31 protein-coding genes and 1 tRNA gene (1 of these 32 running past the window's edge) are annotated in these 23,494 nt (G+C 49.7%); 25 read left to right on the plus strand and 7 right to left on the minus strand.

Features of this window, described 5'->3' with window-relative positions; translation table 11 throughout:
* Positions 1 to 118 precede the first annotated feature (118 nt).
* The 13 genes from MKQ70_RS32905 (at position 119) to MKQ70_RS32960 (ending at position 9,172) form a co-directional block, all read left to right on the plus strand.
* Complete coding sequence (locus MKQ70_RS32905; protein ID WP_248079312.1) at positions 119 to 544, plus strand: RNA polymerase sigma factor; 426 nt, start codon at positions 119 to 121, stop codon at positions 542 to 544.
* The gene (locus MKQ70_RS32910) at positions 541 to 705 is read left to right on the plus strand and encodes a sigma factor-like helix-turn-helix DNA-binding protein (RefSeq protein WP_248079314.1); all 165 of its coding nucleotides are present in this window, start codon (positions 541 to 543) and stop codon (positions 703 to 705) included. Before MKQ70_RS32905 ends, MKQ70_RS32910 begins: the two co-directional genes overlap by 4 nt.
* A 178-nt stretch (positions 706 to 883) precedes the next feature.
* A complete protein-coding gene (locus tag MKQ70_RS32915) occupies positions 884 to 1,306 on the plus strand; it encodes a FecR domain-containing protein (protein ID WP_248079316.1) in 423 nt (140 codons plus the stop codon).
* Positions 1,303 to 1,758: a FecR family protein gene (locus MKQ70_RS32920; RefSeq protein ID WP_248079318.1), complete on the plus strand. Its 456-nt coding sequence runs from the start codon at positions 1,303 to 1,305 to the stop codon at positions 1,756 to 1,758. The genes MKQ70_RS32915 and MKQ70_RS32920 overlap by 4 nt, the downstream gene beginning before the upstream one ends.
* Before the next feature lie 205 nt (positions 1,759 to 1,963).
* Entirely contained in the window at positions 1,964 to 3,952 is a 1,989-nt protein-coding gene (locus MKQ70_RS32925; RefSeq protein WP_248079320.1) for a TonB-dependent receptor, read from the plus strand.
* A 102-nt stretch (positions 3,953 to 4,054) separates the two neighbouring features.
* Entirely contained in the window at positions 4,055 to 4,747 is a 693-nt protein-coding gene (locus MKQ70_RS32930) for a TonB-dependent receptor domain-containing protein (RefSeq protein ID WP_248079322.1), read from the plus strand.
* A 29-nt stretch (positions 4,748 to 4,776) separates the two neighbouring features.
* Positions 4,777 to 5,364 carry a hypothetical protein gene (locus MKQ70_RS32935; RefSeq protein ID WP_248079325.1) on the plus strand — a complete coding sequence of 196 codons (588 nt, stop codon included), beginning with the start codon at positions 4,777 to 4,779 and terminating at the stop codon, positions 5,362 to 5,364.
* Between the two features lie 43 nt (positions 5,365 to 5,407).
* Positions 5,408 to 6,196 carry a hypothetical protein gene (locus MKQ70_RS32940; protein WP_248079327.1) on the plus strand — a complete coding sequence of 263 codons (789 nt, stop codon included), beginning with the start codon at positions 5,408 to 5,410 and terminating at the stop codon, positions 6,194 to 6,196.
* A 388-nt stretch (positions 6,197 to 6,584) separates the two neighbouring features.
* Positions 6,585 to 6,956: a hypothetical protein gene (locus MKQ70_RS32945; RefSeq protein WP_248079329.1), complete on the plus strand. Its 372-nt coding sequence runs from the start codon at positions 6,585 to 6,587 to the stop codon at positions 6,954 to 6,956.
* 158 nt (positions 6,957 to 7,114) lie between these two features.
* Positions 7,115 to 7,387, plus strand: a complete 273-nt coding sequence (locus MKQ70_RS40320; RefSeq protein WP_282456930.1) for an SDR family NAD(P)-dependent oxidoreductase — start codon at positions 7,115 to 7,117, stop codon at positions 7,385 to 7,387.
* Positions 7,378 to 7,884 (plus strand): SDR family NAD(P)-dependent oxidoreductase, encoded by a 507-nt coding sequence (locus tag MKQ70_RS32950; RefSeq protein ID WP_282456931.1) that lies wholly within the window; start codon positions 7,378 to 7,380, stop codon positions 7,882 to 7,884. The genes MKQ70_RS40320 and MKQ70_RS32950 overlap by 10 nt, the downstream gene beginning before the upstream one ends.
* A gap of 12 nt (positions 7,885 to 7,896) precedes the next feature.
* On the plus strand, positions 7,897 to 8,250 hold the full coding sequence (locus MKQ70_RS32955) for a hypothetical protein (RefSeq protein ID WP_248079331.1): 354 nt from the start codon (positions 7,897 to 7,899) through the stop codon (positions 8,248 to 8,250).
* Between the two features lie 13 nt (positions 8,251 to 8,263).
* Entirely contained in the window at positions 8,264 to 9,172 is a 909-nt protein-coding gene (locus MKQ70_RS32960) for a helix-turn-helix domain-containing protein (protein WP_248079333.1), read from the plus strand.
* 125 nt (positions 9,173 to 9,297) lie between these two features.
* Here the strand turns inward: MKQ70_RS32960 and MKQ70_RS32965 are convergent.
* Positions 9,298 to 9,369 (minus strand) — tRNA-Glu (locus MKQ70_RS32965).
* A gap of 145 nt (positions 9,370 to 9,514) precedes the next feature.
* On the opposite strand from MKQ70_RS32965, the gene MKQ70_RS32970 reads away from it, so the two are divergent.
* From MKQ70_RS32970 to MKQ70_RS32975, 3 genes are all read left to right on the plus strand, one after another.
* Positions 9,515 to 10,192: a type I glyceraldehyde-3-phosphate dehydrogenase gene (locus MKQ70_RS32970; RefSeq protein ID WP_443657861.1), complete on the plus strand. Its 678-nt coding sequence runs from the start codon at positions 9,515 to 9,517 to the stop codon at positions 10,190 to 10,192.
* The gene (locus MKQ70_RS43530; RefSeq protein WP_443657978.1) at positions 10,135 to 10,530 is read left to right on the plus strand and encodes a hypothetical protein; all 396 of its coding nucleotides are present in this window, start codon (positions 10,135 to 10,137) and stop codon (positions 10,528 to 10,530) included. Before MKQ70_RS32970 ends, MKQ70_RS43530 begins: the two co-directional genes overlap by 58 nt.
* Positions 10,531 to 10,677: 147 nt before the next feature.
* Positions 10,678 to 11,820 carry a phosphoglycerate kinase gene (locus tag MKQ70_RS32975; RefSeq protein WP_308199302.1) on the plus strand — a complete coding sequence of 381 codons (1,143 nt, stop codon included), beginning with the start codon at positions 10,678 to 10,680 and terminating at the stop codon, positions 11,818 to 11,820.
* A 124-nt stretch (positions 11,821 to 11,944) separates the two neighbouring features.
* On the opposite strand, the gene MKQ70_RS32980 is transcribed toward MKQ70_RS32975, so the two are convergent.
* The 3 genes from MKQ70_RS32980 to MKQ70_RS32990 all read right to left on the minus strand — a co-directional run bounded on the left by MKQ70_RS32980 (position 11,945) and on the right by MKQ70_RS32990 (position 14,367).
* Positions 11,945 to 13,318 carry a dipeptidase gene (locus MKQ70_RS32980; protein WP_248079336.1) on the minus strand — a complete coding sequence of 458 codons (1,374 nt, stop codon included), beginning with the start codon at positions 13,316 to 13,318 and terminating at the stop codon, positions 11,945 to 11,947.
* A gap of 585 nt (positions 13,319 to 13,903) precedes the next feature.
* A complete protein-coding gene (locus MKQ70_RS32985) occupies positions 13,904 to 14,128 on the minus strand; it encodes a response regulator (protein WP_248079338.1) in 225 nt (74 codons plus the stop codon).
* Complete coding sequence (locus tag MKQ70_RS32990; RefSeq protein ID WP_248079340.1) at positions 14,122 to 14,367, minus strand: response regulator; 246 nt, start codon at positions 14,365 to 14,367, stop codon at positions 14,122 to 14,124. The genes MKQ70_RS32985 and MKQ70_RS32990 overlap by 7 nt, the downstream gene beginning before the upstream one ends.
* A gap of 347 nt (positions 14,368 to 14,714) precedes the next feature.
* On the opposite strand from MKQ70_RS32990, the gene MKQ70_RS32995 reads away from it, so the two are divergent.
* The 7 genes from MKQ70_RS32995 (at position 14,715) to MKQ70_RS33025 (ending at position 18,304) form a co-directional block, all read left to right on the plus strand.
* A complete protein-coding gene (locus tag MKQ70_RS32995; protein WP_248079343.1) occupies positions 14,715 to 15,308 on the plus strand; it encodes a LemA family protein in 594 nt (197 codons plus the stop codon).
* Positions 15,309 to 15,371: 63 nt separating this feature from the next.
* On the plus strand, positions 15,372 to 15,821 hold the full coding sequence (locus tag MKQ70_RS33000) for a TPM domain-containing protein (protein WP_248079352.1): 450 nt from the start codon (positions 15,372 to 15,374) through the stop codon (positions 15,819 to 15,821).
* Positions 15,822 to 15,931: 110 nt separating this feature from the next.
* Entirely contained in the window at positions 15,932 to 16,399 is a 468-nt protein-coding gene (locus MKQ70_RS33005; RefSeq protein ID WP_248079354.1) for a TPM domain-containing protein, read from the plus strand.
* Between the two features lie 2 nt (positions 16,400 to 16,401).
* A complete protein-coding gene (locus MKQ70_RS33010) occupies positions 16,402 to 16,638 on the plus strand; it encodes a hypothetical protein (protein WP_248081896.1) in 237 nt (78 codons plus the stop codon).
* A gap of 64 nt (positions 16,639 to 16,702) precedes the next feature.
* Complete coding sequence (locus MKQ70_RS33015; protein WP_248079356.1) at positions 16,703 to 16,882, plus strand: hypothetical protein; 180 nt, start codon at positions 16,703 to 16,705, stop codon at positions 16,880 to 16,882.
* A 122-nt stretch (positions 16,883 to 17,004) separates the two neighbouring features.
* Positions 17,005 to 17,631, plus strand: coding sequence for a hypothetical protein (locus tag MKQ70_RS33020; protein WP_248079358.1), 627 nt, complete (start codon positions 17,005 to 17,007; stop codon positions 17,629 to 17,631).
* Between the two features lie 235 nt (positions 17,632 to 17,866).
* Positions 17,867 to 18,304 (plus strand): hypothetical protein, encoded by a 438-nt coding sequence (locus tag MKQ70_RS33025; RefSeq protein ID WP_248079360.1) that lies wholly within the window; start codon positions 17,867 to 17,869, stop codon positions 18,302 to 18,304.
* Here MKQ70_RS33025 and MKQ70_RS33030 read toward each other — a convergent pair.
* From MKQ70_RS33030 to MKQ70_RS33040, 3 genes are all read right to left on the minus strand, one after another.
* Entirely contained in the window at positions 18,301 to 19,632 is a 1,332-nt protein-coding gene (locus tag MKQ70_RS33030; protein ID WP_248079362.1) for a gluconate:H+ symporter, read from the minus strand. The two genes, MKQ70_RS33025 and MKQ70_RS33030, sit on opposite strands and share 4 nt — an antisense overlap.
* Positions 19,633 to 19,725: 93 nt before the next feature.
* Positions 19,726 to 21,951 (minus strand): M1 family metallopeptidase, encoded by a 2,226-nt coding sequence (locus tag MKQ70_RS33035; RefSeq protein ID WP_308199583.1) that lies wholly within the window; start codon positions 21,949 to 21,951, stop codon positions 19,726 to 19,728.
* Positions 21,846 to 22,280, minus strand: coding sequence for a hypothetical protein (locus MKQ70_RS33040; protein WP_248079364.1), 435 nt, complete (start codon positions 22,278 to 22,280; stop codon positions 21,846 to 21,848). Before MKQ70_RS33040 ends, MKQ70_RS33035 begins: the two co-directional genes overlap by 106 nt.
* 125 nt (positions 22,281 to 22,405) lie before the next feature.
* Between MKQ70_RS33040 and MKQ70_RS33045 the strand changes: the two genes are divergently transcribed.
* Together MKQ70_RS33045 and MKQ70_RS33050 are read left to right on the plus strand one after the other, a co-directional pair.
* The gene (locus MKQ70_RS33045) at positions 22,406 to 22,906 is read left to right on the plus strand and encodes an acyl-CoA carboxylase biotin carboxyl carrier protein subunit (RefSeq protein WP_248079366.1); all 501 of its coding nucleotides are present in this window, start codon (positions 22,406 to 22,408) and stop codon (positions 22,904 to 22,906) included.
* A gap of 34 nt (positions 22,907 to 22,940) precedes the next feature.
* Positions 22,941 to 23,494 carry the 5' portion of a hypothetical protein gene (locus tag MKQ70_RS33050; RefSeq protein ID WP_248079367.1) on the plus strand. 364 nt of this gene lie beyond the right edge of the window, so 554 of the gene's 918 nt are visible here — the first part of the coding sequence; it begins with the start codon at positions 22,941 to 22,943; its stop codon lies off the right edge, out of view.

Below are 23,494 nucleotides of genomic sequence, written 5' to 3' on the forward strand. Positions count from 1 at the left end.
TTACATTCCCGAGGCAATTTTTCCCTTTTCACAGCCCCGTTTTTTACGCTTAATAATTACTTAACACTCGCATCACATTCATCTTTTAATTTTGTTGCCGTCGAATACTTCGCAGGTAATGGCACAAAAGGTAACAGAATTATCAGACGGCTTACTTTTACAACAATCCGATAAAGGAGACCATCTCGCCTTTAACGAATTGTTCCGCCGCTATTTTTCCAAACTTTATAAATACACCCTCAGCTTTACTAAAGATAACCTCGTTGCCGAAGAACTGGTGATGGACGTTATGCTCAGCCTCTGGCAACGCAGGGGCAGTATCGTCGTGGCCGACAGCCTCAGCCCTTATTTGTTTAAGGCGATGAAAAATACGCTGATCAATCACTGGCGGAAAAAAGCTTTGGAAACTACGGGTATTGGTGAAAACCTGGACTATGCGGATACCCGCTCCGCCGATCATGATATGCTTACGACAGAACTACATGATCAGTATAAGCTGCACCTGGAAGCGTTGAGCCCTCAGCGTAAAAGGTGTTCGAAATGAGCCGGGATGAGGACCTCACCTACCCGGAAATAGCTACCCGACTAAACCTGTCTGTGAGAACGGTGGAACATCACATGAGTGCATCGCTCGTTATTTTACGCAAGAAATTGAAAACCATTGCCGATCCGACGATTATACTGATCGTTGTGCTGCTTTCCTGAATATTTTTTATTGGGTATTAGGGGTGCGCCTGTTTTTTTGTGTTGTATAGTGTATAAGCACAAGAATGGAACATCCCGTAGATAAAGCACTTCTCAGAAAATTCATAGATAACCGCTGTACGCCCATGGAAATGGAGCGTGTTCGCCAGTTCTGGAACAGCCGGGGGCTGACCAGCTTATGGAAGAAATTCTCGATGAGCGCTGGATGGACATAGACGATGAGCCGGTATCGGAGGCGCAGCTACAGGTATGGCAGGATAAATTCAACCGCAAAGTTGCGGGGCTGGAACCTTTGCGGGGTAAAAAGTTCAGGGTGGTGTCGCTCCTGAAGTATGCGGCAGCGGCGGCATTGATCGTTACGGTGGGCGGTTATAGCTGGCATCAAATGCATAAGGCAGATAAGCCGGTCGCTATGCTGGAAAGCGCCACCACGGCAGGAAAGCTGCTGAAGATTTTACTACCTGACAGCACGGTGGTGTACCTGAACGCCGAAAGCCGGCTGCAATATCCCGAAGCATTCACTGGTGATAATAGAACGGTTAGCCTGGAGGGCGAAGCTTTCTTTGAAGTAAAGCAAGACGGGCAACATCCGTTTTTGTGACGACGGATAAGCTGCGCGTGCAGGTGTTAGGAACTTCTTTTAATGTCAGGTCTTACCATGACGATGAAGCGATAGCGGTAGCCGTGGCTACCGGCATGGTAAGCGTCACTGTCCCCGGACAAAATGCGCCGGCCAGTATCCTGCTGCCGGATCATGAACTGATCTATGGCCGCCATTCGGGCCAGTTACAGGTGGCTGCGGTGGATGCTGCCGACAGCAGGGCCTGGGAAAAAGGATCATTTGTATTCAACTACGAAACACTGGAAAATATTACGAAACGCCTTTCAAGATGGTATGGTGTAGAGTTCGTGTTCGGGAATCCCGCCTTGTTGCAAAAGCGCTTTAAGCTGAAGATGAAGAACGAAAAGCTGAAAAACATCATGGAGGCGCTCAGCATAGCCGGAGATGGCTTTCAATACGAGATCAACGGAAAAGAAGTGACGATCAAATAAGCCTAAAAACAATAATTGTATATGATCCTATAACCAAGCCAACAAATCAGCAACAGGAAAGGATCTTAAAAGGAAAGAAGCGGAGGGGTCGAGGCCTCCGCTTCGGTAGCCTTTGGATCTATTGATAATGCGTACAACAAATCATGTAAAAAAGCTATGTGCAATTCTACGAAAAAAAAGGAATGTAATTAAACACCTATGTGCAATGACGAGGTTCGCCTTTTTAGTACTGGTCACTATTTTAACGGTGGCGGGTACGAGTGTAGCCGAAGTGGTAAAGTCGCAGGGGATGGACGAGGTAAGGGTTTCCATCAATTTTAAGGGCGCCCACCTGGACCAGGTGCTGGATGCCCTGGAACGGCAGTCTGGCTTCTCTTTCGCCTATCCGCAGGAAATCGGGAAACTGGCTCCGTTTAGCATCAATGTGCAAAATGAAACCCTGCTCGCTACACTGCGCCAGTTATCAGCGGAGCATCGCCTGGTATTTAAGCCGGTCGGAAGTCTTATTTCTGTAAGCCGGCAGGCTAAGCCCGGCCGGATCAGCGGTAAAATTATTGATGAAAGGGAGGAAGTACTGCCCGGCGCAACTATAAAGGTGTTGCAGACGGGACAGGTAGCGCAAAGCGGCCCGGATGGTTCGTACCAGCTATCGCTGCAGCCCGGCACGTACACTGTAGAAGTAAGTTACATCTCCTTCCAGACGAAACGCATCACCGAAGTGGTGGTAACTGAAGACCGCGCCACCAAATTGGATGTAGTGCTGCGCGTGGCTACCAGCAGCCTGAAGCAGGTGGTGGTAACGGGAAAATACAAAACGGAAAGCACCGCGGCGCTGTACTTGCGTCAGAAGAACGATGCAGGTATTACCAACGGTATCAGCCGTGAACAGATGGCTGCACTGCCGGACAAAAATATCGGCGAAACACTGAAAAGGATATCCGGCGTATCCACAAACGATAGCCGCCGGGTGGTGGTGCGTGGTATTGCCGAGCGGTACAACCTTGCTATGATGGATGGCGCTCAGCTGCCCAGCACCGACGTACAGATCCGCGATTTTGAATTCGATATCGTGCCAACTAATCTGATCGATAATGTAGTGGTGAACAAAACTTCTACGCCTGATATGAGTTTCGGTTTCGGTGGCGGACTGGTACAAATCAATACGCTCGCGGTGCCGGAAGAGAATTTTATAACAGTCAGCGCGGGCGTGAAATATATTACCGGCAGAACAGGTAAAGATTTTCTCGGGTATGGCCGTGGTAAAAATGACTACCTCGGTTTTGATGATGGCGGCCGCGATCATTTTCCGGACCAACTGATTACTTTCAGCCAGCAGAATTATACGCCCAATAATCCATATGGTACGCCTACGCCGGGTGTAACGCCGGTTACGCCCGCGATGATAGCGGAGCAAAACAAAAAGATCGGCGGCCTGGAGCGTCTGGGCGCCCGTACCTACACTGCGTTGCCCGGACAAACCTACCAGTTCAGCCTTGGGCGTGTATATCAACTTAAAAACAGCCGCTTCGGCTTTGTAGGCTCGCTGAGTTACCGGAATGAACAGAGCATGGATGATATCTCCAATTTTGGCCGGGGTGAATGGGAGAAGTTGGGCAACACCCGTGTGGACGTTGCTACCGGTAAAGTGGAGAACCCTACTTATGCCAACCAGTATAATTTCAATACCAGCTGGGGTGCGCTTGTAAACGTTGGGTGGACCGGTAAAAATCACAAGATTACTGCCCGTAATTTCTATTCCCGCATGTTTGCCAACCAGTTCTCGCGTATTGTAGGCTGGGGAAATGATATAGGCGGAGACGATCCGGCTATCCGGGAGTATGATCGTCCCAAGTTTATTGACCTGTTGCAAAACCGCATCAATGGTGAGCATATTTTCGGGGCTTTCCGTTTCGATTGGAGCGTGTCGCGCAACAAGGTTAAAAACGTGGAGCAGGATGCGACAGAAGCATGGCTCAATACTTACAACACCCTCAACGGCAAGCATTACAACGTGATCGTAAATGGCGTTACCAACCCGGGTGCGGGTACGTTTAACCGCTCGCAGTACAAGTATGGAGAAACTAACCAGGCGCTTGACGGGGCTATCAGTTATAACTTTAAGGTATTAAAGCAGAAGCAGGTTTTTAAAACCGGTTATCAGTTCATACACCGGCAGGGGAGTATGATTGGGTGATTTTGCCAATCGGTACCGTGCAGCCAACAGGGAGCATTTATAATTACCTGCCGTTACAGAAATGGGGACAGTTTTGCATTCAACGACCCGTTAAAAGACCTGATGTATTATCCTGCGGCGTTTTCCCGCAACGGTTATGAGGGCCGGAACCTGAACCATGCTGTTTACGGAATGATGGATAATCGTTTCACCAGCTGGATGCGGCTGGTGTGGGGCCTGCGGGCGGAATACTACCAGTACGAGCGCTTGCGGAGCGGCCCTAACGACCTGGCGATCGATGCCATGATCAAACGGGAGGAAAGCCAGCGGTTCGTGGACCCGGCTTCCGGTAAAATTGTAACGCCCTTTGCAAACCCGGAAACGGAAGAGAAAGCCTGGCGTTACCTGCCTTCCGCCAGCCTTACGCTCACACCGCGTGCTGATGTCAATATTCGTGCGGCCTATGCACAGTCTGTTACTCGCCCGGCGCTGATCGAGAACTCGCGTATGATCCGTTACGACCCGGCCATTGCCGCTTTCCGTCGTACGGATGGCGTACTGTCGACCGTGATCGATCATTACGACCTGCGTTTCGAATGGTATCCTAAGCCTGGCGAGGTGCTTTCTTTTGGTGCTTTTTATAAGTATTTTGATAAACCGGTAGAACAATACCGTACCCAGCCCGATGCTACCGGACGTATATACCTGATTACCCAAAACTCTGAGTGGGCAAAAGTAAAAGGCACGGAATTCGACTTGCGTAAAAGCTTTGGCTTTATGAACCCGCACCTGGACTTCTGGACGACCTGTACCTGAGCGCTAACCTGACGTTGCAAACATCCGATGTGCAGGCCAGCACGTACCAGGGTAAAGCGATGACCGATGATAAATATGGTAATCAGTATGAGTACCGTACCAAAAAGCTGCTGCGGGAGAAACGCCCCCTGTACGGCCAGGTGCCCGTACTGTACAATATTGCCCTGCAATACGCCGGCGATCGTTTAGGCGCTAACGTGGCCTTTAATCACATGGGGTATAAAACCTTTGCTACTGGTATAGCCCCCAACATCGTGGAATATGAACGTCCCCGCGGACAGCTCGATGCGCAACTGAGCTATCGTTTCCTAAAGAATAAGAAGCTGCAGACCCGCCTCAATATTACCAACCTGCTGGATAATCCTTACCGTTTTTACATCAACAGCGACGAAACTTACCAGTTGCAGCCACAATGGAGAGGTCTTCCCGGATCAGCTATCACGGCTACGGAATGGGCGGATATCTATGAGTGGAAGTATGGTTTTTCCCGGAAATATGAAAAGGGGTATTGGGAAACATCGGAAGACGGCAAATCCAAAACAAGGGTGGGTGACAAAGACACCTTCTTCCGCAAAGTGGGTACTTCCTTCAGCCTGAACATTTCTTATTCTTTCTAAACCCATCAACAAAAGGAAAATGAAACGATTAAATATAAGCCGCATGATACTGGCAGGTGTTTGCCTGTATGTACTGGCCGGTTGCAACAAGAGAGAAAGTGATTTACTTCACGAAGTGAACGTATTGCCTGTTTCGCTCAAGGGCTTTAACGGTGGTGGGCGGCCGCTCAGCGTGGCGCTGGACACTTTTAAAACAGCATTGCCGCCCGGCAGCGCCTTCGATTTTACGCAGGCAGTGTCGTTCCTGAACAATCATACCACAGTGAACCTCTCGATTACCGACGACGCGGATGGAAAGGTGTTGCTGGATACGACAATGACACAGGCGGATGCGCCGGCACGAATCAACTTTGTTTACCTGGATGGAAAGGTGAGTGGTTTTCCGAAAGTGGCGCCGGTAGAAAGCGGCAAACTGAAAGTGAGTTTTATGTTCCGTCCAACGGTGACGAAGTACAGTGGCCCGGTTGACATTGCACTGGTGAAATACTATGTAACACCGAAAGTGATCGAGGAGATGGGCAGAATCAGGAACGTGCGCCCCAATGTATATTCCGAAACACTGGCGCTTCCTACGTTTTCCACCGCGCCGCAGTTGTACAATGGTCAGCAGACGACCGTATCCTTCCGGGCGCTGATTTACAAGGCCGGAACGAATGAATACTATACGGAAGGCTCCGGGTATACCTGGAACATTACCACGACCAGCGTGCCTTTGCCCTCAGCAACGGCGTCGTCGTCGAAGGTGTTTATTTTTTATGAAACCCCGTCTGGCAACACCATGCGGTACACAAAAACTTTGAACTCTAAAATATGCGAACAACGATCAATATAAAAATATCCTTGTTACTGCTGTTAACGGTATTTACCGCCTGCAACAAAGAAGAATTGGGGGCTGAGAAGGCGCTATATGTGGTGGTGAATGGTTATAATGGTGGGGCTCACGCCACGGAGATAGCGATCGATACAACACGTTATTCCGCTACGCAGAAACTGGTGCAACCCAATGAAATTATAGGGTTTAGTACAATATTTACGCATCGGCGGGAGCGGGGCGAAGTGCTGCTAACTTTCCGCGACACCCTGACGAAACAGGTGGTTTTCAGCAAACCAGTTAGCCTGTCCGATAACAAGGTGTCGGTCAATTTTATGTACCTGGATGGAAGCCACTGGAGGTTGCGCCGCCAGCCGCAGATACTGCCACGAATAAGCTACCATTTTATGTGCAATACACCGACAGTGACGAGCCGTTCGATATGTTCCTGTATCGCCAGGATGCTAACACTGGTGAGGAATTCCGCTACCACCTGGCAAAGAACATCAAGCCTGGCAGCTGGGTACTGGTAAATTATGTGGCGCCGCCTGCATTCATGTCTGCAGTCTTCTTGAACCAGGCCAGTATCTACTGCACAAAGGCAGGGACTACCGATCAGTGGGCATTCGGGGATAATGAATACATGAGCAAATTGTCGGTCAGCGGCATGTTTTTGCCCGTCAACAATGAGAAGAGGTTGGTGCAGTCTTATTGTTTGCTGCCGAAAGACGGGCAGTTACAGTATGCGCGGATGTTCTTTTACCCGGACAGGGTGAGATAGATGCTACATGATTGTAGAAAGGTGTGCGGCGGTCGGCTGCACACCTTTTTTTTATGTTACCCGGGGCCGTAAAAGAAGTTTTCACTACAATATTGCGACTTTTGGATACATTTCCCCGTTGGCTATAGCGGAACTTCGCAGCAACAAAATGTAGTAACATGGATCTGAAAAACAGTACCATCCTGATTACGGGCGGAACCAGCGGTATAGGACTGGAATTTGTGCGGCAACTTACTGAACTGGGCGCGGAGGTTATCGTCACAGGTCGTAACCGGGATACGCTTAATAATGTGAAAAGGCGTTTCCCGAAAATTCATATATTTCAAAGCGATGTGAGTAAGCCGGAAGATATCAAACGCCTGTACAATAACGTTACACGGCAGTTTCCCGGGCTAAACGTGATGATCAACAATGCGGGGAAATGCGGCTGATCGATTTGCAGGACGGCAGCGTCGACATAGCGGGTATCACCCGGGAAATAGACATTAATTTGTCCGGGCCCATCCACATGGTACAGCAATTCCTGCCACATCTGATCAATCAGCCATCTGCTGCTATTGTGAATGTTTCCTCCGCTATTGCCTTTATGGCGTATTCCTCGGCGCCTGTTTACAGCGCATCCAAAGCAGGCATACATGCTTACACGATGGCTTTGCGCCTGCAACTCGGCAAAACAAATGTGAAGGTATTTGAAGTAATACCTCCCGGCGTAAATACAAATCTGCAAAATAAATGGGCAAGAAAACCTGATCCCCGGCAGATGATGGAGGTGGATAAAATGGTAAGCTTTGCGGTCAAAGGGCTTTTAAATGATACGCCGGAGATTAAACCGTTTTTAGTTAAAGTGATAAAGATGTTGAGCAAGATCATGCCCGGCCAGCTGATGAAGTTCGGTCACCGGGAGTTTGAAAAGTTTAGAAATCGATAAAAAGCAAACATCATGATTAAAAACTTAATTTCCCTGCTGTTGCTGATTATTGCGGTATCGCTCAGCTTTAAACACGCCTGGGATACACTAAATTTAAGCAACAATGCTGAATCGGCGCAAATGATGGAAATGCTCGGTATCAGCAAACCGATGGTGCCTTTCCTGGGTGTTTTTATTTTTATTGTCGGCGTACTGCTGCTGATTCCCAAAACGTTTTTCCTGGGGAATGTGCTAAATGCACTGTCTATTGTGCTGATAATGGCACTGGCGCTCCGGGCAGGCGATTTAAAAATGGCGCTGATAGAAATTCCTTTTCTGGCGATGCCATTGTTGATGATATGGCTAAAATATCCTTTTAGAAATTAAATATACCGCTATCATGGAAAATTCAAAACCTTACCGGATAAGCTCTGTAACGGAATTGCACCGGCTTATGGGGCTTCCCAAGCCCCACCATCCGCTCGTAAGCATTATAGATCTGGAGGGCATGAAAAACGATACCGGTATTGAGGCCGTTATCTTCGATTTGTATGTGGTGTCGATGAAGCGTGGGTGCGATAACCTGTATTACGGGCAGCAGAAATACGATTTTGATGAAGGGTTGATGGCTTTTATAGCACCGGGACAAATATTGCGGGGTGAAGCGAACGGGGTGCCGCCTGATCTTAAAGGCTGGATGCTGTTTGTGCACCCGGATTTTTTATGGAATACAGCGCTTGCCGGGAAAATAAAGCGTTACGAATACTTTGGTTATTCCATTAATGAGGCCTTGTTTCTCTCGGAAAAGGAAGAGGGGATTATAAATGATATTGTAAAGAGTATAAAGAACGAATATCATTCAAACATTGATAAGTTCAGCCAGGACATCATTGTTTCCAGTTTCGAAACGCTCCTTAGCTATGCCGAGCGGTTTTATCAACGGCAGTTCATTACCCGGAAAATTACGAATCACCGTATTTTAGAACGGTTAGAGGCGGTGCTCGCTGCTTACTTTGATGATGAGGAGTTGCTGTCAAAAGGATTGCCCTCCGTGCAATACATGGCTGATGCGCTCAATATATCGTCCAAGTATCTTAGCAGTATGCTGAAACAGCACGTCGGACAAACCACGCAGCAGCTCATTCACGAGAAGTTGATTGAAAAGGCAAAAGAAAAGCTCGCCACCACCGAATTGTCAGTAAGCGAAATTGCCTACCAGCTTGGGTTTGAACATCCCCAGTCATTCAATAAGCTATTTAAAAGCAAAACCAGTCAAAGTCCGCTGGATTTTCGGCAGGCGTTTAAATGAGTCTTTTGGCTTTCCTCCTTGATATGCCGTAGCGCAAAGAAGATATTGATTTGGAAGTGTGTCCGTCGGTTAACGCTAAGGCGCATAAAAAAGGAACAGATAGCATCTGTTCCTTTTTTTTCGTGTACCGCGTACGGGATTCGAACCCGTGATTCCTCCGTGAAAGGGAGGCGTCTTAACCCCTTGACCAACGCGGCGTATTCCGTAATTGGGATTGCAAAGGTAAGGCGTCTTTTTATATTTCCAAAATAATTTTCTTAACGCAAATTTATATTGATTTATAGCTACCCACCTCGTAAATTTGCTACTCAATTTTTTTCATCTTCAAATCTTTAGTGTAAAATGGGAACTACTCTCAAAATCGGTATTAATGGTTTCGGTCGTATCGGTCGCCTCGTATACCGTCAGATTTACAACATGCCTGGTATCGACGTGGTAGCAATCAACGACCTCACCAGCCCGAAGGTATTGGCTCACCTGTTAAAATACGATTCGGCTCAAGGTAGATTTGAAACAGAAGTTACTAGCACCGACAACTCCATCTCCGTTAACGGCGAAGAGGTTAAAATATACGCACAGAAAGATCCTGCCCAGATTCCCTGGAAAGAACACAATATCGACGTAGTAATCGAGTGTACAGGTTTCTTCACTGACAAAGACAAAGCTGAGGCACACATCACTGCAGGTGCTAAACGTGTAGTAATCTCTGCTCCCGCTACCGGCGACCTGAAAACAGTTGTTTTCAACGTTAACCACGACATTCTCGACGGTTCTGAAACAGTTATCTCCTGCGCTTCCTGCACCACCAACTGTCTCGCTCCTATGGCGAAAGTGCTGGAAGACAAATACGGTATCGTTACCGGCCTGATGACCACCATCCACGCTTACACCAACGACCAGAACACCCGGATGCGCCGCACCCGAAAGGTGACCTGCGCCGCGCACGTGCTGCTGCCGCTAACATCGTACCTAACAGCACCGGCGCTGCTAAAGCGATCGGCCTGGTACTGCCCAGCCTGAAAGGTAAACTGGACGGTAACGCGCAGCGTGTACCCACCATTACCGGTTCACTCACCGAACTGACTACCATCCTGGGTAAAAAAGTAACCGCTGAAGAAATCAACGAAGCAATGAAAGCTGCTTCCAACGAATCTTTCGGTTACACTACCGACGAAATCGTAAGCTCCGACATCATCGGTATCACTTACGGTTCACTGTTCGACGCTACGCAGACTAAAGTGATGACACAGGGCGACGTTCAGATGGTGAAAACTGTTTCCTGGTACGATAACGAAATGAGCTATGTTTCTCAGCTCGTTCGCACCGTGAAACACTTCGCTGGCTTGATCAGCAAATAATTTCTTTTATATAGAAAGGGAGAAGGGATAAAGGTGTTCTGCGCCTTTATCTTTTCTCCCTTCTTGTTTAACTAACCTTTCTTAAAACCCAGGAAATATGAGCAAGTTTTCCGGCTACAACTTCAGCGGCAAAAAGCCCTGATCCGTGTGGACTTCAATGTACCCCTTAACGATAAATTCGAGATCACCGACGATACCCGCATGAAAGCGGCCGTACCCACGATCAAAAAGATACTGGCGGATGGCGGATCTGTGATCCTCATGTCGCACCTCGGCAGGCCAAAAGATGGCCCCACCGATAAATACTCCCTCAAACACCTGGTAAACCACCTCGTGAAACTGTTGGACGGCGCTACTGTTAAATTCGCAGAAGACTGCGTAGGCGAAGTAGCTGAAAAAGCGGCTGCAAACCTGCAGGCCGGCGAAGTACTGCTGCTCGAAAATCTCCGTTTCCACAAACAGGAAGAGAAAGGCGACAAAGCATTTGCAGAACAGCTGTCAAAACTGGGTGACGTTTATGTGAACGATGCTTTCGGTACCGCGCACCGCGCACACGCGTCCACAGCGGTTATCGCTGAATACTATCCTGCTGAGCAGCGCATGTTCGGCCTGCTGATGGAAGCAGAAGTGAACAATGCGGAAAAAGTACTGCACGGTGCTGCTGCCCCTTTCACCGCCATCCTCGGCGGCGCGAAAGTGAGCGACAAAATTCTCATCATCGAAAACCTGATGGAGAAAGCCAACAACATTATCATCGGTGGCGGTATGGCCTACACTTTCCTGAAAGCACAGGGCAAAGAAATTGGTAACTCCCTCGTGGAAAACGATAAACTGGAACTGGCGCTCGACCTGCTGGCAAAAGCCAAAGCAAAAGGTGTTGCGCTAATCCTGCCTTCTGATTCTATAGCTGCCGACAAATTCGCTGCGGACGCGAACACGCAGACGGTTTCCAACGACAATATCCCTGCTGGTTGGATGGGCCTGGACGTAGGACCTGAGTCTGTTAAAACCTTCAGCGATGTGATCGCACAGTCTAAAACCATTCTGTGGAACGGTCCGATGGGCGTATTCGAAATGGAGAAATTCCAGAACGGTACCAAATCTGTGGCAGACGCTATCGTGAAAGCTACTGCCAGCGGCGCATTCAGCCTGGTAGGCGGTGGCGACTCCGTAGCAGCAGTAAACCAGTTTGGCCTGGCCGATAAAGTAAGTTATGTATCCACCGGTGGCGGTGCGATGCTGGAATACTTCGAAGGCAAAACCCTGCCTGGTATCGCAGCAATCAAATAATAAACAATTGCTATAAATAAGGAAGCCGTGTTCGTTGAGAGCACGGCTTTTTTATTTTGGCAGGAAGTTCACCTAAAAAAACTGCGCCCCATTTGGAGCGCAGTTTACTATCGTCAAAAAGCAATTACTTCTTGCTCATTTCTGTAAAATACTGGTGGAAATAAGGAATCGTTTCGATCCCTTTATAGAAGTTCGCCAGGTCAAATTTCTCGTTTGGTGAGTGCAGGTTGTCGCTGTCCAGACCAAAGCCCATTAACACCGTTTTCAGTCCCAGTTCTTTTTCGAACAGCGCCACGATGGGAATAGAACCACCGCCGCGTACGGGAATCGGCTCTTTGCCGAAGGTGGCCGCATACGCTTTGTTAGCCGCTTTAAATGCGATGTGGTCCGTAGGCGTCACATATGGGTTGCCACCATGGTGAGGCGTTACTTTCACCTTTACATAGTTCGGCGCAATTTTCTCAAAGTGTGCTTTGAACAGGTCGGATATTTTGTGGCTGTCCTGGTTGGGCACCAGGCGCATAGAAATTTTCGCGAATGCTTTGGAAGGCAGTACGGTTTTAGCGCCTTCACCGGTGTAGCCACCCCAGATGCCGTTTACTTCCAAGGTAGGACGGGTACCGGTGCGCTCGAACACGCTGTAACCTTTTTCGCCCCAAACATCAGCAATCTCCAGGTCGGTAATGTACTCTTTCAGGTCGAACGGCGCGGCGTTCAATGCCTTGCGTTCTGCATCGGTGAGGTCTACCACGTCGTCGTAGAAGCCGGGGATGGTGATGTGGTTGTCTTTATCGTGCAGGCTGGCGATCATCTGGCAGAGAATCGTAGCAGGGTTGGCCACGGCGCCGCCGTACACACCACTGTGCAGGTCGCGGTTAGGACCGGTTACCTCTACTTCCATATATGACAGGCCACGCAGACCGGTATCGATAGAAGGATTTTCAAGGCTGATCATCGCAGTGTCCGAAATGAGGACTACGTCGGCTTTCAGGCGCTCTTTATTTTCTTTGATGAAGATGCCGAGGTTGGCAGAACCTACTTCCTCTTCGCCTTCGATCATGAATTTTACGTTGCAGGGCAGCGTGTTGGTGGCGATGAGTGTTTCCACCGCTTTCACGTGCATATAAAACTGCCCTTTGTCGTCGGCGGAGCCGCGGGCATATATTTTACCGTCTTTAATTACCGGCTCAAACGGGCCGCTGTGCCACAGTTCCAGTGGGTCCGGGGGCTGCACGTCGTAGTGGCCGTATACCAGCACCGTAGGGAGGGAGGGATCGATGATTTTGTCGCCATATACAATAGGGTGGCCTGCTGTAGGGCAAACCTCCACATTTTCCGCACCTGCTTCGATCAGGCGCTCCTTCACCGCTTCTGCGCAGCGTTTGGTGTCTTCATTGTGCCTGGAGTCTGCGCTTACAGAAGGTATGCGCAGCAGCGACAGCAGCTCTTCCAGGAACCTGTCTTTGTTTTTAGCCTGGTAATCTTTCCAAACTTGCATGATGTATGATTGATTAATTTGACGTTTACAATGGCTGCAATTTAAAGGAATTTGGTCACTTAGCTTTAGTAAAAGCTCATCAGCCGCCGTAGTGTTACGCTCTCCAACCGGATCTTTTGAATTTTTCACCTCGTGAAAACCATAGTGTTTACTAGGGTTTAGCGGGAATGGAGCCACCTGGAAGCATGCTGAGAAGGGCCTGGGCCCTTTGCCTGCCCTTTAACTGCCCTTTACCTGCCCTTTCCCCGTGCTTTTGACGGTCGTGTTGCCGGAGCGAAGACAGGAATACAGGGATGGCTTCATTCCTCGCCATGACGAAGGGGGGAACACATTTATTGAAGCGGCAACGAAAGGGTGACGGGGTAAGGAAGGTATTTTCCGGTGAATTAACATCAGTTTGGGTATATCGATCCTTTATGCATCCTATATGCTCGTGCGCTGAAACCCTTGCTGGTAGTGAAGGGGCATATAGGAACCATATAGGATCCATACAGGATCCTTTAAAATAATACCAGCCCGGGGATAATAAAACAGCCGCCGAAGGGTGTGACAACGGCGGCTGAAAAGAGTTGATATGTTGGTAACCTAAGAAATCAATTTCTGGCGGAGCAAAAACTCCAGTTTCTCGTTTACATCGAGCAGCTTTTCTGTCAGTTCACGATTTTCTTTACGCAAAGCGTAAACTTCGTAGGCCTTATCGATGTTATGTTTGAGTTCGTCTTCGTTCCAGGGTTTAGAGAAGTACTTGTACACCTGCCCTTTGTTAATGGCGTCGATCACCGCGTTAATGTCCGCGTAACCGGTCAGCAAAACACGAATGGGTTCGGAGTGTTTTTCGAGAATGGATTCAAAAACTCGATCCCCGTCATTTTGGGCATGCGCTGGTCGGAGATAATGATGTGGAAATCGTTCTCTTCCAGTAACTTATACGCTTCTTCGGCCGATTCTGCGGTGTGAATGGCATATAATCTTCTGAAGCTCGCTTTAAATGCATTCAGGTTATGTACTTCATCATCTATATAGAGGATGCGTATTTGTTGTTGACTCATCTAACGCTGTAAACTTAAATGTAAGGTAATAAAAATAAGCGGGTTGCAAACAGCGGCAGCCTGTTTTTACGCTCACATGATCGGCTGCCTTGTCTTGCTTTACTATGGTTCGTATTGCCGGTAAAACTTGTATTAACCACAACTGTATCCGAAATATCGTCCTCAAACATAGATATTTTGTGGTGGATTTTAATTATAAAGTATAAGTTTTTTTTTAAAAAGTATTAAGAATCGTTATGTTGCGAGGCGTCTGGCAGCACCTGCAAACTCCCACTGTTTTGCATTTTGCATAAATTCGTGTAGGTTTGACATAACCCTGTACGGGAAAAACTTAAATCCGACATAATATGAAGAAGTCCTCGATTGTTTTAATTGTTGTCCTCATTCTTGTAGTGATCGTTGGCTTTGCCGGTTGCGGTAAGTACAACAGTCTCCAGAAAGCCGATGAAAGTGTAAACGAAGCCTGGAGTAAAGTACAAACCCAATACCAGCGCCGTACCGATCTGATCGATAACCTGGTAGCTACCGTTAAAGGCGCTGCTGATTTCGAAAAGAGCACCCTTACCGAAGTAATCAATGCACGTGCAAAAGCTACTTCTGTCACTATTCAGAACACCGGCGAACTTACCCAGGGCAAAATAGACGAATTCCAGGCAGCACAAGGCGAACTGAGAAGCTCGCTCGGTCGTTTGCTCGTAAGCGTGGAGCAATACCCGCAGCTTGGCGCTACCGCCCAGTTCGGCGAACTGCGTGCACAGATCGAAGGCACAGAGAACAGGATCGCCAACGCCCGCAACGATTTTAATACCGTTGTTGGGTCGTTCAACGCCACCATCCGTACTTTCCCTAACAACCTGGTAGCCGGTTTTGCCGGTTTACAGCAGCGCGGTTACTTTAAAGCCGACGCAGGCGCAGAGAAAGCACCTAAAGTTCAATTCTAATTTTATACAGATAGCAACGGGGAGGCGGCCTGTCCGTTTCCCCGTTTTTAAATCATAGCGTCCATGCGCCTGTTCCCGAAAAAAGAACTGTTTACCGAACAAGAAAAGGCCAAAGTGGTGGCCGCCGTAAGGCAGGCAGAACGCCTGACAAGCGGGGAAGTCCGCATTTTTGTGGAAAGCCGCTGCAGTTATGTAGATGCGTTCGACCGCGCCAAAGAAGTGTTTGCGGGGCTGGGCATGGAAAAAACGAAACACCGCAACGGCGTGCTGTTGTACTTCGCCTTACTGGACCATCAGTTCGCCATCCTTGGCGACCAGGGCATCCACGAAAAGGTGGGAGGCGACTTCTGGCATAAGGAAGCGCTGCTGCTGCGCGACTATTTTTCGCGCAACCTCATTGTGGAAGGCATTGAACAATGTGTAAAGGAAGTGGGCGAATCGCTGCGCCATTATTTTCCCTATGAGGCGGATGATAAAAATGAATTACCTGACGATATCGTGTTTGGCCGATAAATTATAGCAAGAGCAATGAAGATTTTCCGCTGGTTACTACTCTGTACTTTAGTATTCGCAGGCCTCGCTGCCGGCGCGCAGGATATACCCCCGCGCCCAATCCTCCCCGTTTGCTGAACGACTTCGCGGGCGCCCTGTTGCGCGAAGACGCCGCAAAACTGGAACAAAAGTTGGAGGCTTACGAAGACAGTACTTCCACGGAAATAGCCATTGTGATCCTGCGTACGCTGGGCGAGTATACGCCTGAAGAAGTAGGTATAAAAATCCTGCGTACCTGGGGCATTGGTAAAAAAGATAAGAACAACGGTTTGCTCATCCTTGTGGCGGTAGACGATCGCAAAGTGCGCATCGAGAATGGCTACGGGATGGAAAACGTGGTGCCGGATGCAATCGCTTACCGGATCATTGACCAGCAAATCAAACCCGCTTTCCGCGAAGGCAATTATTACCGGGGCCTCGACGATGCCGTTAACAGCATCATGAAGGCCGCGGCCGGCGAATATCACGCCGTGCCCAAAAGAAGGACGAAGTACCGGGCGGCTTCCTTGGCGGTGCCCTCATCATCGGTTTTATCCTGATCATGATCTTCGTGATGCGCGGCGGTGGCGGCGGCGGTCGTGGTGGCGGAGGCGGCACTTTCAGTCGTCGTGGTTACGACGGCTGGGGCGGTGGCTTCCTCGGCGGCATGATTGGCAGTGGCATGTTCGGCGGTGGCAGCAGCGGCGGCGGTGGCTGGTCCGGTGGTGGCGGCGGAGGAGGATTTGGCGGCTTCGGCGGCGGGTCCGGTGTAGGCGGTGGCGCCAGCGGCAACTGGTAATCCCCAATATGAAAACCCTTATTATCCCCTTTCATACCGGATAAAATATGAAATGCCCCTGGGTATGAACTATCTGCATGTGCTGAATGGAGATGCAACGCTCGAAGTATTCCGCAAATCCGGTATTCCCGGCGACCTGGTGGTATGCCGCGAAATGATGTGTGAAGGCCGGGTAGCCCCCGCGCCCGACATCGATACCTTTTTGCAGAACGCGCCGCACACCTGCACGAACACTTTGGGATAGATATCGCGAATTACCAGGACAGCATTGTCAGTGAACTGAAGAAACTTCAGCAGGCCGGCGATTACGACGAACTGGTACTCTGGTTTGAGTTTGATGTGTTTTGCCAGCTGAACCTGTTGTTCGTGCTCTGGTTCCTCCGTGAATTAAAGATTACCCTTCCGAAAGTTAGTCTCGTTTCCATTAATCATCACCCCGAAGTGGTGAACTTTAAAGGTTTTGGCGTATTGCTGCCGCATCATTATCCACCGCTGTTCGAACAACGGGTAACGTTGCGCGATGCCGACTGGCAGCTGGCGCTTGATACCTGGGCGGCATACATGGGCGATGATCCATCCAAAGTAAACGATATGCGGAAACGCCCCGCCGGCAACCTGTTGTTTCTCGCAGAAGCCCTGCAGGCGCAGTTGCAGCGGTTACCCAATAAAACCGATGGCCTCAATGCCATCCAGCGTTTCTTCCTGCAACATTTACAACTGGGTTGTGCGCCCTGGTACAACCTTTATAACCGCTTCTGGAATGAACTGAAGATTTATGGCTTCGGCGACTTTCAGCTGGATATTATTACGCAGCGGATGCGGAATGCCGGGGTAATCGAAGGCGGCGACCAGCTTTGCATCACGGAGCTTGGCAAAGAAATTCTCGAAGGCGAAGAAGACTATACCGGTTATGCCGCGCTGGATCACTGGATCGGAGGCACTCCGCTGCACCAAACGCCCGGCGTTGGAACGACGGGGAAGATCGCCCGATAAAAGTGTAAGCGCCGGTTATTCATTCGTGCAACCGTCCCCGTAATACCTGTTGCGTATGTGCACGCAAACTTCTATTTTTCGCATAATCTATTATCTCTATGCGAACTTGTCTACTTATTATTTCCTTATTGTTAGCCTGTACTTTCCACGCGTCCGCTCAAGATGGCGGTGTTAGTTTTCTCATTCACTGGGCGCCGGGTTTTATTTCGGCCGGCCCACCACCGCAATCGGCTTAGTGTATTCGCCGCGTGTAAACCTGCTGGCGTTAGGGGATGAGGTAAGTTTTTCTGTAGGTACGCACTGCGCATTTCTCGGCGGTACGCTTACCGGCAACAGCAGCAACCTCTCGGAAGAAACAAGCAGTACGGATTTCTCTTCTTATTGTGTAGATCTGCCATTGTTATGTGAATTCAACTTCGGTAACAAAAACGCACCCGGTAGTAGTTCGCGCCGCTTCGGATTCTTTCTTGGCGCAGGTTATGGGCTGCATAACAGCGGTTCTAAAAAAGGAAGGGATATGCACACGAATGGCCCTGTTGTAAATGCCGGCCTGCGTTACGGCTCCGGCTTCGACGATGGTTGTTTCGAGTTGCGCGGTCAGTATATGTTTGATAATGCATCTTTTTTCGGGAACCAGGGCATTGCAGGCCTGGGCCTTTCTTATCACTTTTAGGCAAGCATCGCCAACACCTGTTGTAATAGCAGTACGCCAACCAGGCCGGTTACGCTTACAATGGTTTCCATCAGCGACCAGGTGGCAAAGGTCTGTTTCAGGTTTAAGTTGAAGTATTCTTTAAACAGCCAGAAGCCGCTGTCGTTTACATGGGAGAACATCAGGCTGCCGGCGCCGATGGAAAGTACCATCAGCTCCGGTTGCAGGTGCATAGGGGCAGTGAGCAAAGGCAGCAGGATGGAGCCTGCAGTTAACCCTGCTACGGTAGCGGAGCCCACACATACGCGGATAATGGCGGCGATCGTCCAGCCCAGTACCAATGGCGATAAAGGCAGGTTTTTCAGCGATTCTCCAATGTATTTGTTCATGCCCCCGTCTTTCATGACCTGCATAAAAATACCCGATCCGGCAATGATCAGCAGCATGGGGGCCAATCCTTTTACGGCTTCTTCGAGCTGCTTCATCAAAAACTTCATCTTATGCCCGCGTCGGAGGCCCAGCAGGTAAACCGCCACCAGTACGGATATCATCATGGCCAGGTTGGAATCGCCGATAAAGGAAATCACTTTCGCGATGGGACTGCCGGGCATCACAAAGGGTTTGGTGACCGTGGTCAGGGTGAGCAGGAATAAAGGCAGCAGTGCGCAAAGCATGCTTACGCCAAGTCCCGGTAATTGATCTTCCGGCAAATGCTGTACATGCACGAGGTCCGGGTTGGGTGTTACCCGGTATTTTTTCAGCGACCGCGCGAACAGGGGACCGGCAATGGCAATAATGGGTACGCCGACGATCACGCCGTACAGCAGGGTTTTGCCCACATCGGCGTGCAGCTGTCCTGCAATAGCGGTAGGCGAGGGGTGCGGCGGTAAAAAGCCGTGCGATACGCTCAGCGCCGCGATCATCGGGATGCCGATGTACATTAGCGGCAGGCGGGTAGTCATACCCGTGGCGAAGATCAGTGGCACCACGATCACGAAGGCGGCCGTGTAAAACATAGGGAAGCCGATGAGCAGGCCACCCAGGGCCATGGCCCATTGAATATTTTTGATGCCGCACAACCGCACCAGCGAAGTCGTAATCTGCTGCGCCGCCCCACTGTCCGCCACAATCTTCCCTAACATGGCCCCAAATACCAGTATCATGAGGAGTCCGCCGAGGGTGCCGCCAATACCGCCCGTAATGGCGGCAATGATGGCTGTAATGTCCATGCCCACGGCGAGTCCCAGGCAAATGCTAACAATGATGAATGAGATGAAAGTATCCAGCTTAAGGGCCACAATGAGGGCGATCAATAACAGGATAGCGGCGAATGAAAGCAGTAACGGCATAACGTGTGGATTCTGTCTGTACCTTATAAAGATAAAAAAAAGGCCCGGCGGTTATAACACCACCGGGCCTTTTATCAACCTACAGGAAGAAAATTATTCTTCGGTTTTGGCTGCACGCAGTTCAGCGATCACCTTTTCGGTATATGCTGCCTGTTGTTTAGCCGTTTCAGCAGCTGCGCCGGAAGCGCTGGCCGCCTGTTCCTGCTTCTTCTTCACGATGGGCTGCATCATGTTGATGAAGTAGTTGTTAGCCATACCGTTGTTCAGCTGGTCGGCGAAGCTTTTAATGCCATCCAGCCCTTTGGTGAAGGCTGCGTTGTCATCTACTTTGCTCAGCATCGCGAGGTATTGCAGCGCCGCGTTAAACTTGGCGTTTTGTCCGCCGGCAGTTTCAAATTGCTTCGCAAAGAATGCTATATCGGCAGGATCTGCCTTTTTGGTGTACACCGCGGCGATGGAGCTCATCAGGGCGCCTTTTGCCTCGGGTTCCAGTTTCTTGGCGGTGGCGTAAGCGTTTTCCGGGTTCAGTGTATTGAACGCGGCCAGGGCAGCACCGGCTACCGCATACGATTTATCTTTTAACGCTGCTTCGAACAGCGGTGCGTATTGCTGGTCTTTCAGCTTTGCCAGCTGGGCAACAGCCGCAGCTCTTACTACAGAAGCCGGATCGTTTTTCGCCAGGGCGATTACGTTATCCAACGCGGCAGCTTTTACATCGGCATTGTCCAGTTTCAGACCACTAACGGCCATGGCGCGCAGTCCTTCGTACTTATCCTTCAGCGCAGCAATCACGATTTCGCGGGCAGCCGCGTTGGTGGTGTGCTGGCGCAGGGTAGCCTCAATGGCTTCGCGGCGGTCCAGGAAGTTAGGCGCATTCTTATATTGGAAGATATAAGTATTGATATCGCGGTGGTCGGTCTTTTTCGCCAGCAGAATTTTATCGCCGTCTACGTTTACGAAGTCCGGTTTGCTGCTGTATGCGAAGGTGAATGCTTCTTCCTTATCCTTTACGGTTACTTTGTGGCGTGTTTTTTTACCGCCTTCGTACACATCAATAGCAAAAGGTAAAGTGAAAATCTTATCTCCCTTCTGAATTTGTTTGATGGTTACTTTCACGGTTTTAGCCGCTTCGTTGTACTCGTAGTTGAAGTCCAGCTCGGGATAGCCCTGTCCGAAGTACCATTGGTTCCAGAACCAGTTCATGTCCTGGCCGGTCACTTCTTCAAATGCCAGGCGAAGGTGGTGCGACTCGGTAGCTTTATAAGCGTTGTTTTTCAAATACAGGTTCAGTGATTTAAAAAAGGCGTCGTCACCCACGTAATTGCGCAACATGTTCAGGATACGGCCGCCTTTCTGGTAGCTTACCGCATCGAACATATCTTCCTTATCGCGGTAGTGGAAGCGTACCAGGTCGCGATCGCCGGCATAACCCACGAAGCTGAAGTAGTTCTGTAAGGATTCCAGGTGGTGAGCGTCTGCCGCGTCTTTACCGAATTTATGTTCCAGCCACAGGTATTCGCTGTAGTCGGCAAACGATTCGTTTACGGTCAAATTGCTCCAGGATTCGCAGGTGGCGTAGTCGCCAAACCATTGGTGAAACAGCTCGTGCGCGATCACAGACTCTGCCAGGTGGTTATCGTCGAGCAGTTCGCGGTCGGTTTTCTGTACCATTTCGCCGTGCAGGGTAGCGGTGGTGTTTTCCATGGCGCCGGATACGTAGTCACGTACCACGATCTGCGAGTACTTCACCCAGGGATAGTCGATGCCCAGTATCTTTGAGTAGAAGGTCATCATTTCCGGCGTGTGGCCGAATATCGCTTTGGCGTAGGGGGCGTAGGCCTTTTCCCGGTAGTAGCTTACCTCTTTGCCTTTCCAGGGCGTATCTTTTGTGATCACGAAATCACCTACGGCCATCATAAACAGGTAGGGCGCGTGGGGCTGGTCCATTTTCCAGGTATCGGTACGGGTGCCGTCTGCGTTAGGTTTCTGGCTTACCAGTTTACCATTGGAGAGGGTCACGTACTTCTTCTGAACGGTCATGCTGATTTCGGAAGTCGTTTTCTGGTTGTTTTTGTCGATGGTAGGGAACCATACAGACGAAGCCTCTGTTTCGCCCTGTGTCCATATCTGGATCGGCTTATTGGGATCTTTGCCGTCGGGATTAATAAAGTACAGGCCCTTGGCATCGGTGATGGCGCTGCTGCCTTTAACGGTCAGCTCATCGGGCTTGGCGGTATAATCAATATAAATGATGTATGATTCGGTGGATTTATACTGTTTGTCCGGTGAATGTTCAGCTGCCAGCCATCGTAGTCGTATTTCAGCGGCGTGTTTTTACCGGCTTTTACCACCGCTACTTCCTTGATATCCATTCCTTTGGCGTCGAGCAGCAGGCTGTCGGTAGCATAAAAGTGGGGGCGGAGGGTGATCCACGCTTTACCGTTCAGGTATCGCTTTGCATAATCGAAGCGCACATCCAGCTTCGTGTGCACCAGGTCGTTGATCTTGGTAGGGGATGCCCGGTAGATTTTTAGTGCCGGGTTTTCGTTCTCATTAGCTTCTGCAGTTTGTGCGCGGGCGCCCTGGAACAGCCCAGTAGCGGTAACACCGGCCAACAGCAGGCAAAGCAGTTTACTCTTTGGATGCATGTAAAGCGTTTTAATCAAAAATAAGCCCTCCGGCAGGAGGGAAGCCCCAAATTTAAACAAATGGGCCAAATACAACGCAAGCGGTTAAAATTGTTACTTTTGTAAGTATAGCACCTGCCAGGATTATGATTAAAACTAGCGTAAACGCCAAAGCAACGTTCGAGATTACCGCCAGCAACACCGGCATCAGCAGCAATGGCCAGTCCGTGAACTGGAGCGCCATACAAACACCTTCGGGGGATTATCACCTGCTGATCGATGGTAAAAGTTACCTGGCCCAGGTCCTGAAAATAGACCGGGACGCCAAAACGGTGACCATTGAAATTGAACACCAGGAGTACGAAGTGGCCCTTGAGGAACCCATGGACAGGCTGCTGGCCTCCATGGGCATCAAAGATGCCGGCAAAAAGAAGGTGAACGATATTAAGGCGCCCATGCCCGGCATGGTCCTGAAAATATTGGTAACACCGGGACAGCAGATCGCCAAAGGAGACCCGGTACTGGTCCTGGAAGCCATGAAAATGGAGAACGTTTTTAAATCCGCGTTCGATGCTACCGTGAAAGAAATTAAGGTGAAAGAGCGTACTGCGGTGGAAAAGGGAGAGGTATTGGTGGTACTGGAATAATATTTGTTCTGTAAAGACTTACGCGCAGAAAATTATGCATCAAATAAAGAAAAGAATCATATATGCCTTGTGCTGCCTGTTTATCGGTGGAAGCCTGTCAGCGCAGGACAAGACGAATTATTTCGTGTACATCCAGAACGAAAAAAGCCAGCCTTTTTACCTGAAGTATAAAGGGCAAGTGCTCAGCTCTTCGCCCAAAGGATATATAATACTGCCTAAAATGGAGCAGGGAGACGCAGTGCCGGTAACGGTGGGCTTTCCCAAAAATGAATATCCCGAACAAAGTTTCCTGATAAAAGTGAATCGGCGCGATCAGGGCCTGTTATTGAAAAACACGGGCGAGGAAGGTTTTGCGCTGTACGACCTGCAGACGTTTAATATTACGAAAGCGGGCGAAGGCCTCATGGCTAAGGAGAAAGATCCCGTTGCCGCAGAGGTAGCTGCTGGTAATGCAGAGGCCTTACAGGGCGCAGGCGCCGGTGATACAACGGCTGCAGAGGTGGTCCAGGCGCCGGTGGCAGAAGAACCTAAGAAAGCAGAAGCCCCCACTCCGCCTAAACCTAAAGGAGCATTTGCTGCGGCCCTCGA

Origin of the sequence: Chitinophaga sedimenti (assembly GCF_023156195.1) — a bacterium.
In the GTDB taxonomy this organism is placed as follows: domain Bacteria; phylum Bacteroidota; class Bacteroidia; order Chitinophagales; family Chitinophagaceae; genus Chitinophaga; species Chitinophaga sedimenti.

Excerpts from the sequence above, each read along its gene's own strand:
- MKQ70_RS32905 (WP_248079312.1), top strand. The coding sequence starts at position 119 with ATGGCACAAAAGGTAACAGAATTATCAGACGGCTTACTTTTACAACAA.
- MKQ70_RS32910 (WP_248079314.1), top strand. The coding sequence starts at position 541 with ATGAGCCGGGATGAGGACCTCACCTACCCGGAAATAGCTACCCGACTA.
- MKQ70_RS32915 (WP_248079316.1), top strand. The coding sequence starts at position 884 with ATGGAAGAAATTCTCGATGAGCGCTGGATGGACATAGACGATGAGCCG.
- MKQ70_RS32925 (WP_248079320.1), top strand. The coding sequence starts at position 1,964 with ATGACGAGGTTCGCCTTTTTAGTACTGGTCACTATTTTAACGGTGGCG.
- MKQ70_RS32930 (WP_248079322.1), top strand. The coding sequence starts at position 4,055 with ATGTATTATCCTGCGGCGTTTTCCCGCAACGGTTATGAGGGCCGGAAC.
- MKQ70_RS32940 (WP_248079327.1), top strand. The coding sequence starts at position 5,408 with ATGATACTGGCAGGTGTTTGCCTGTATGTACTGGCCGGTTGCAACAAG.
- MKQ70_RS40320 (WP_282456930.1), top strand. The coding sequence starts at position 7,115 with ATGGATCTGAAAAACAGTACCATCCTGATTACGGGCGGAACCAGCGGT.
- MKQ70_RS32950 (WP_282456931.1), top strand. The coding sequence starts at position 7,378 with ATGCGGCTGATCGATTTGCAGGACGGCAGCGTCGACATAGCGGGTATC.
- MKQ70_RS32955 (WP_248079331.1), top strand. The coding sequence starts at position 7,897 with ATGATTAAAAACTTAATTTCCCTGCTGTTGCTGATTATTGCGGTATCG.
- MKQ70_RS32960 (WP_248079333.1), top strand. The coding sequence starts at position 8,264 with ATGGAAAATTCAAAACCTTACCGGATAAGCTCTGTAACGGAATTGCAC.
- MKQ70_RS32970 (WP_443657861.1), top strand. The coding sequence starts at position 9,515 with ATGGGAACTACTCTCAAAATCGGTATTAATGGTTTCGGTCGTATCGGT.
- MKQ70_RS32980 (WP_248079336.1), bottom strand. The coding sequence starts at position 13,318 with ATGCAAGTTTGGAAAGATTACCAGGCTAAAAACAAAGACAGGTTCCTG.
- MKQ70_RS32990 (WP_248079340.1), bottom strand. The coding sequence starts at position 14,367 with ATGAGTCAACAACAAATACGCATCCTCTATATAGATGATGAAGTACAT.
- MKQ70_RS32995 (WP_248079343.1), top strand. The coding sequence starts at position 14,715 with ATGAAGAAGTCCTCGATTGTTTTAATTGTTGTCCTCATTCTTGTAGTG.
- MKQ70_RS33000 (WP_248079352.1), top strand. The coding sequence starts at position 15,372 with ATGCGCCTGTTCCCGAAAAAAGAACTGTTTACCGAACAAGAAAAGGCC.
- MKQ70_RS33010 (WP_248081896.1), top strand. The coding sequence starts at position 16,402 with ATGATCTTCGTGATGCGCGGCGGTGGCGGCGGCGGTCGTGGTGGCGGA.
- MKQ70_RS33015 (WP_248079356.1), top strand. The coding sequence starts at position 16,703 with ATGAACTATCTGCATGTGCTGAATGGAGATGCAACGCTCGAAGTATTC.
- MKQ70_RS33030 (WP_248079362.1), bottom strand. The coding sequence starts at position 19,632 with ATGCCGTTACTGCTTTCATTCGCCGCTATCCTGTTATTGATCGCCCTC.
- MKQ70_RS33040 (WP_248079364.1), bottom strand. The coding sequence starts at position 22,280 with ATGCATCCAAAGAGTAAACTGCTTTGCCTGCTGTTGGCCGGTGTTACC.
- MKQ70_RS33045 (WP_248079366.1), top strand. The coding sequence starts at position 22,406 with ATGATTAAAACTAGCGTAAACGCCAAAGCAACGTTCGAGATTACCGCC.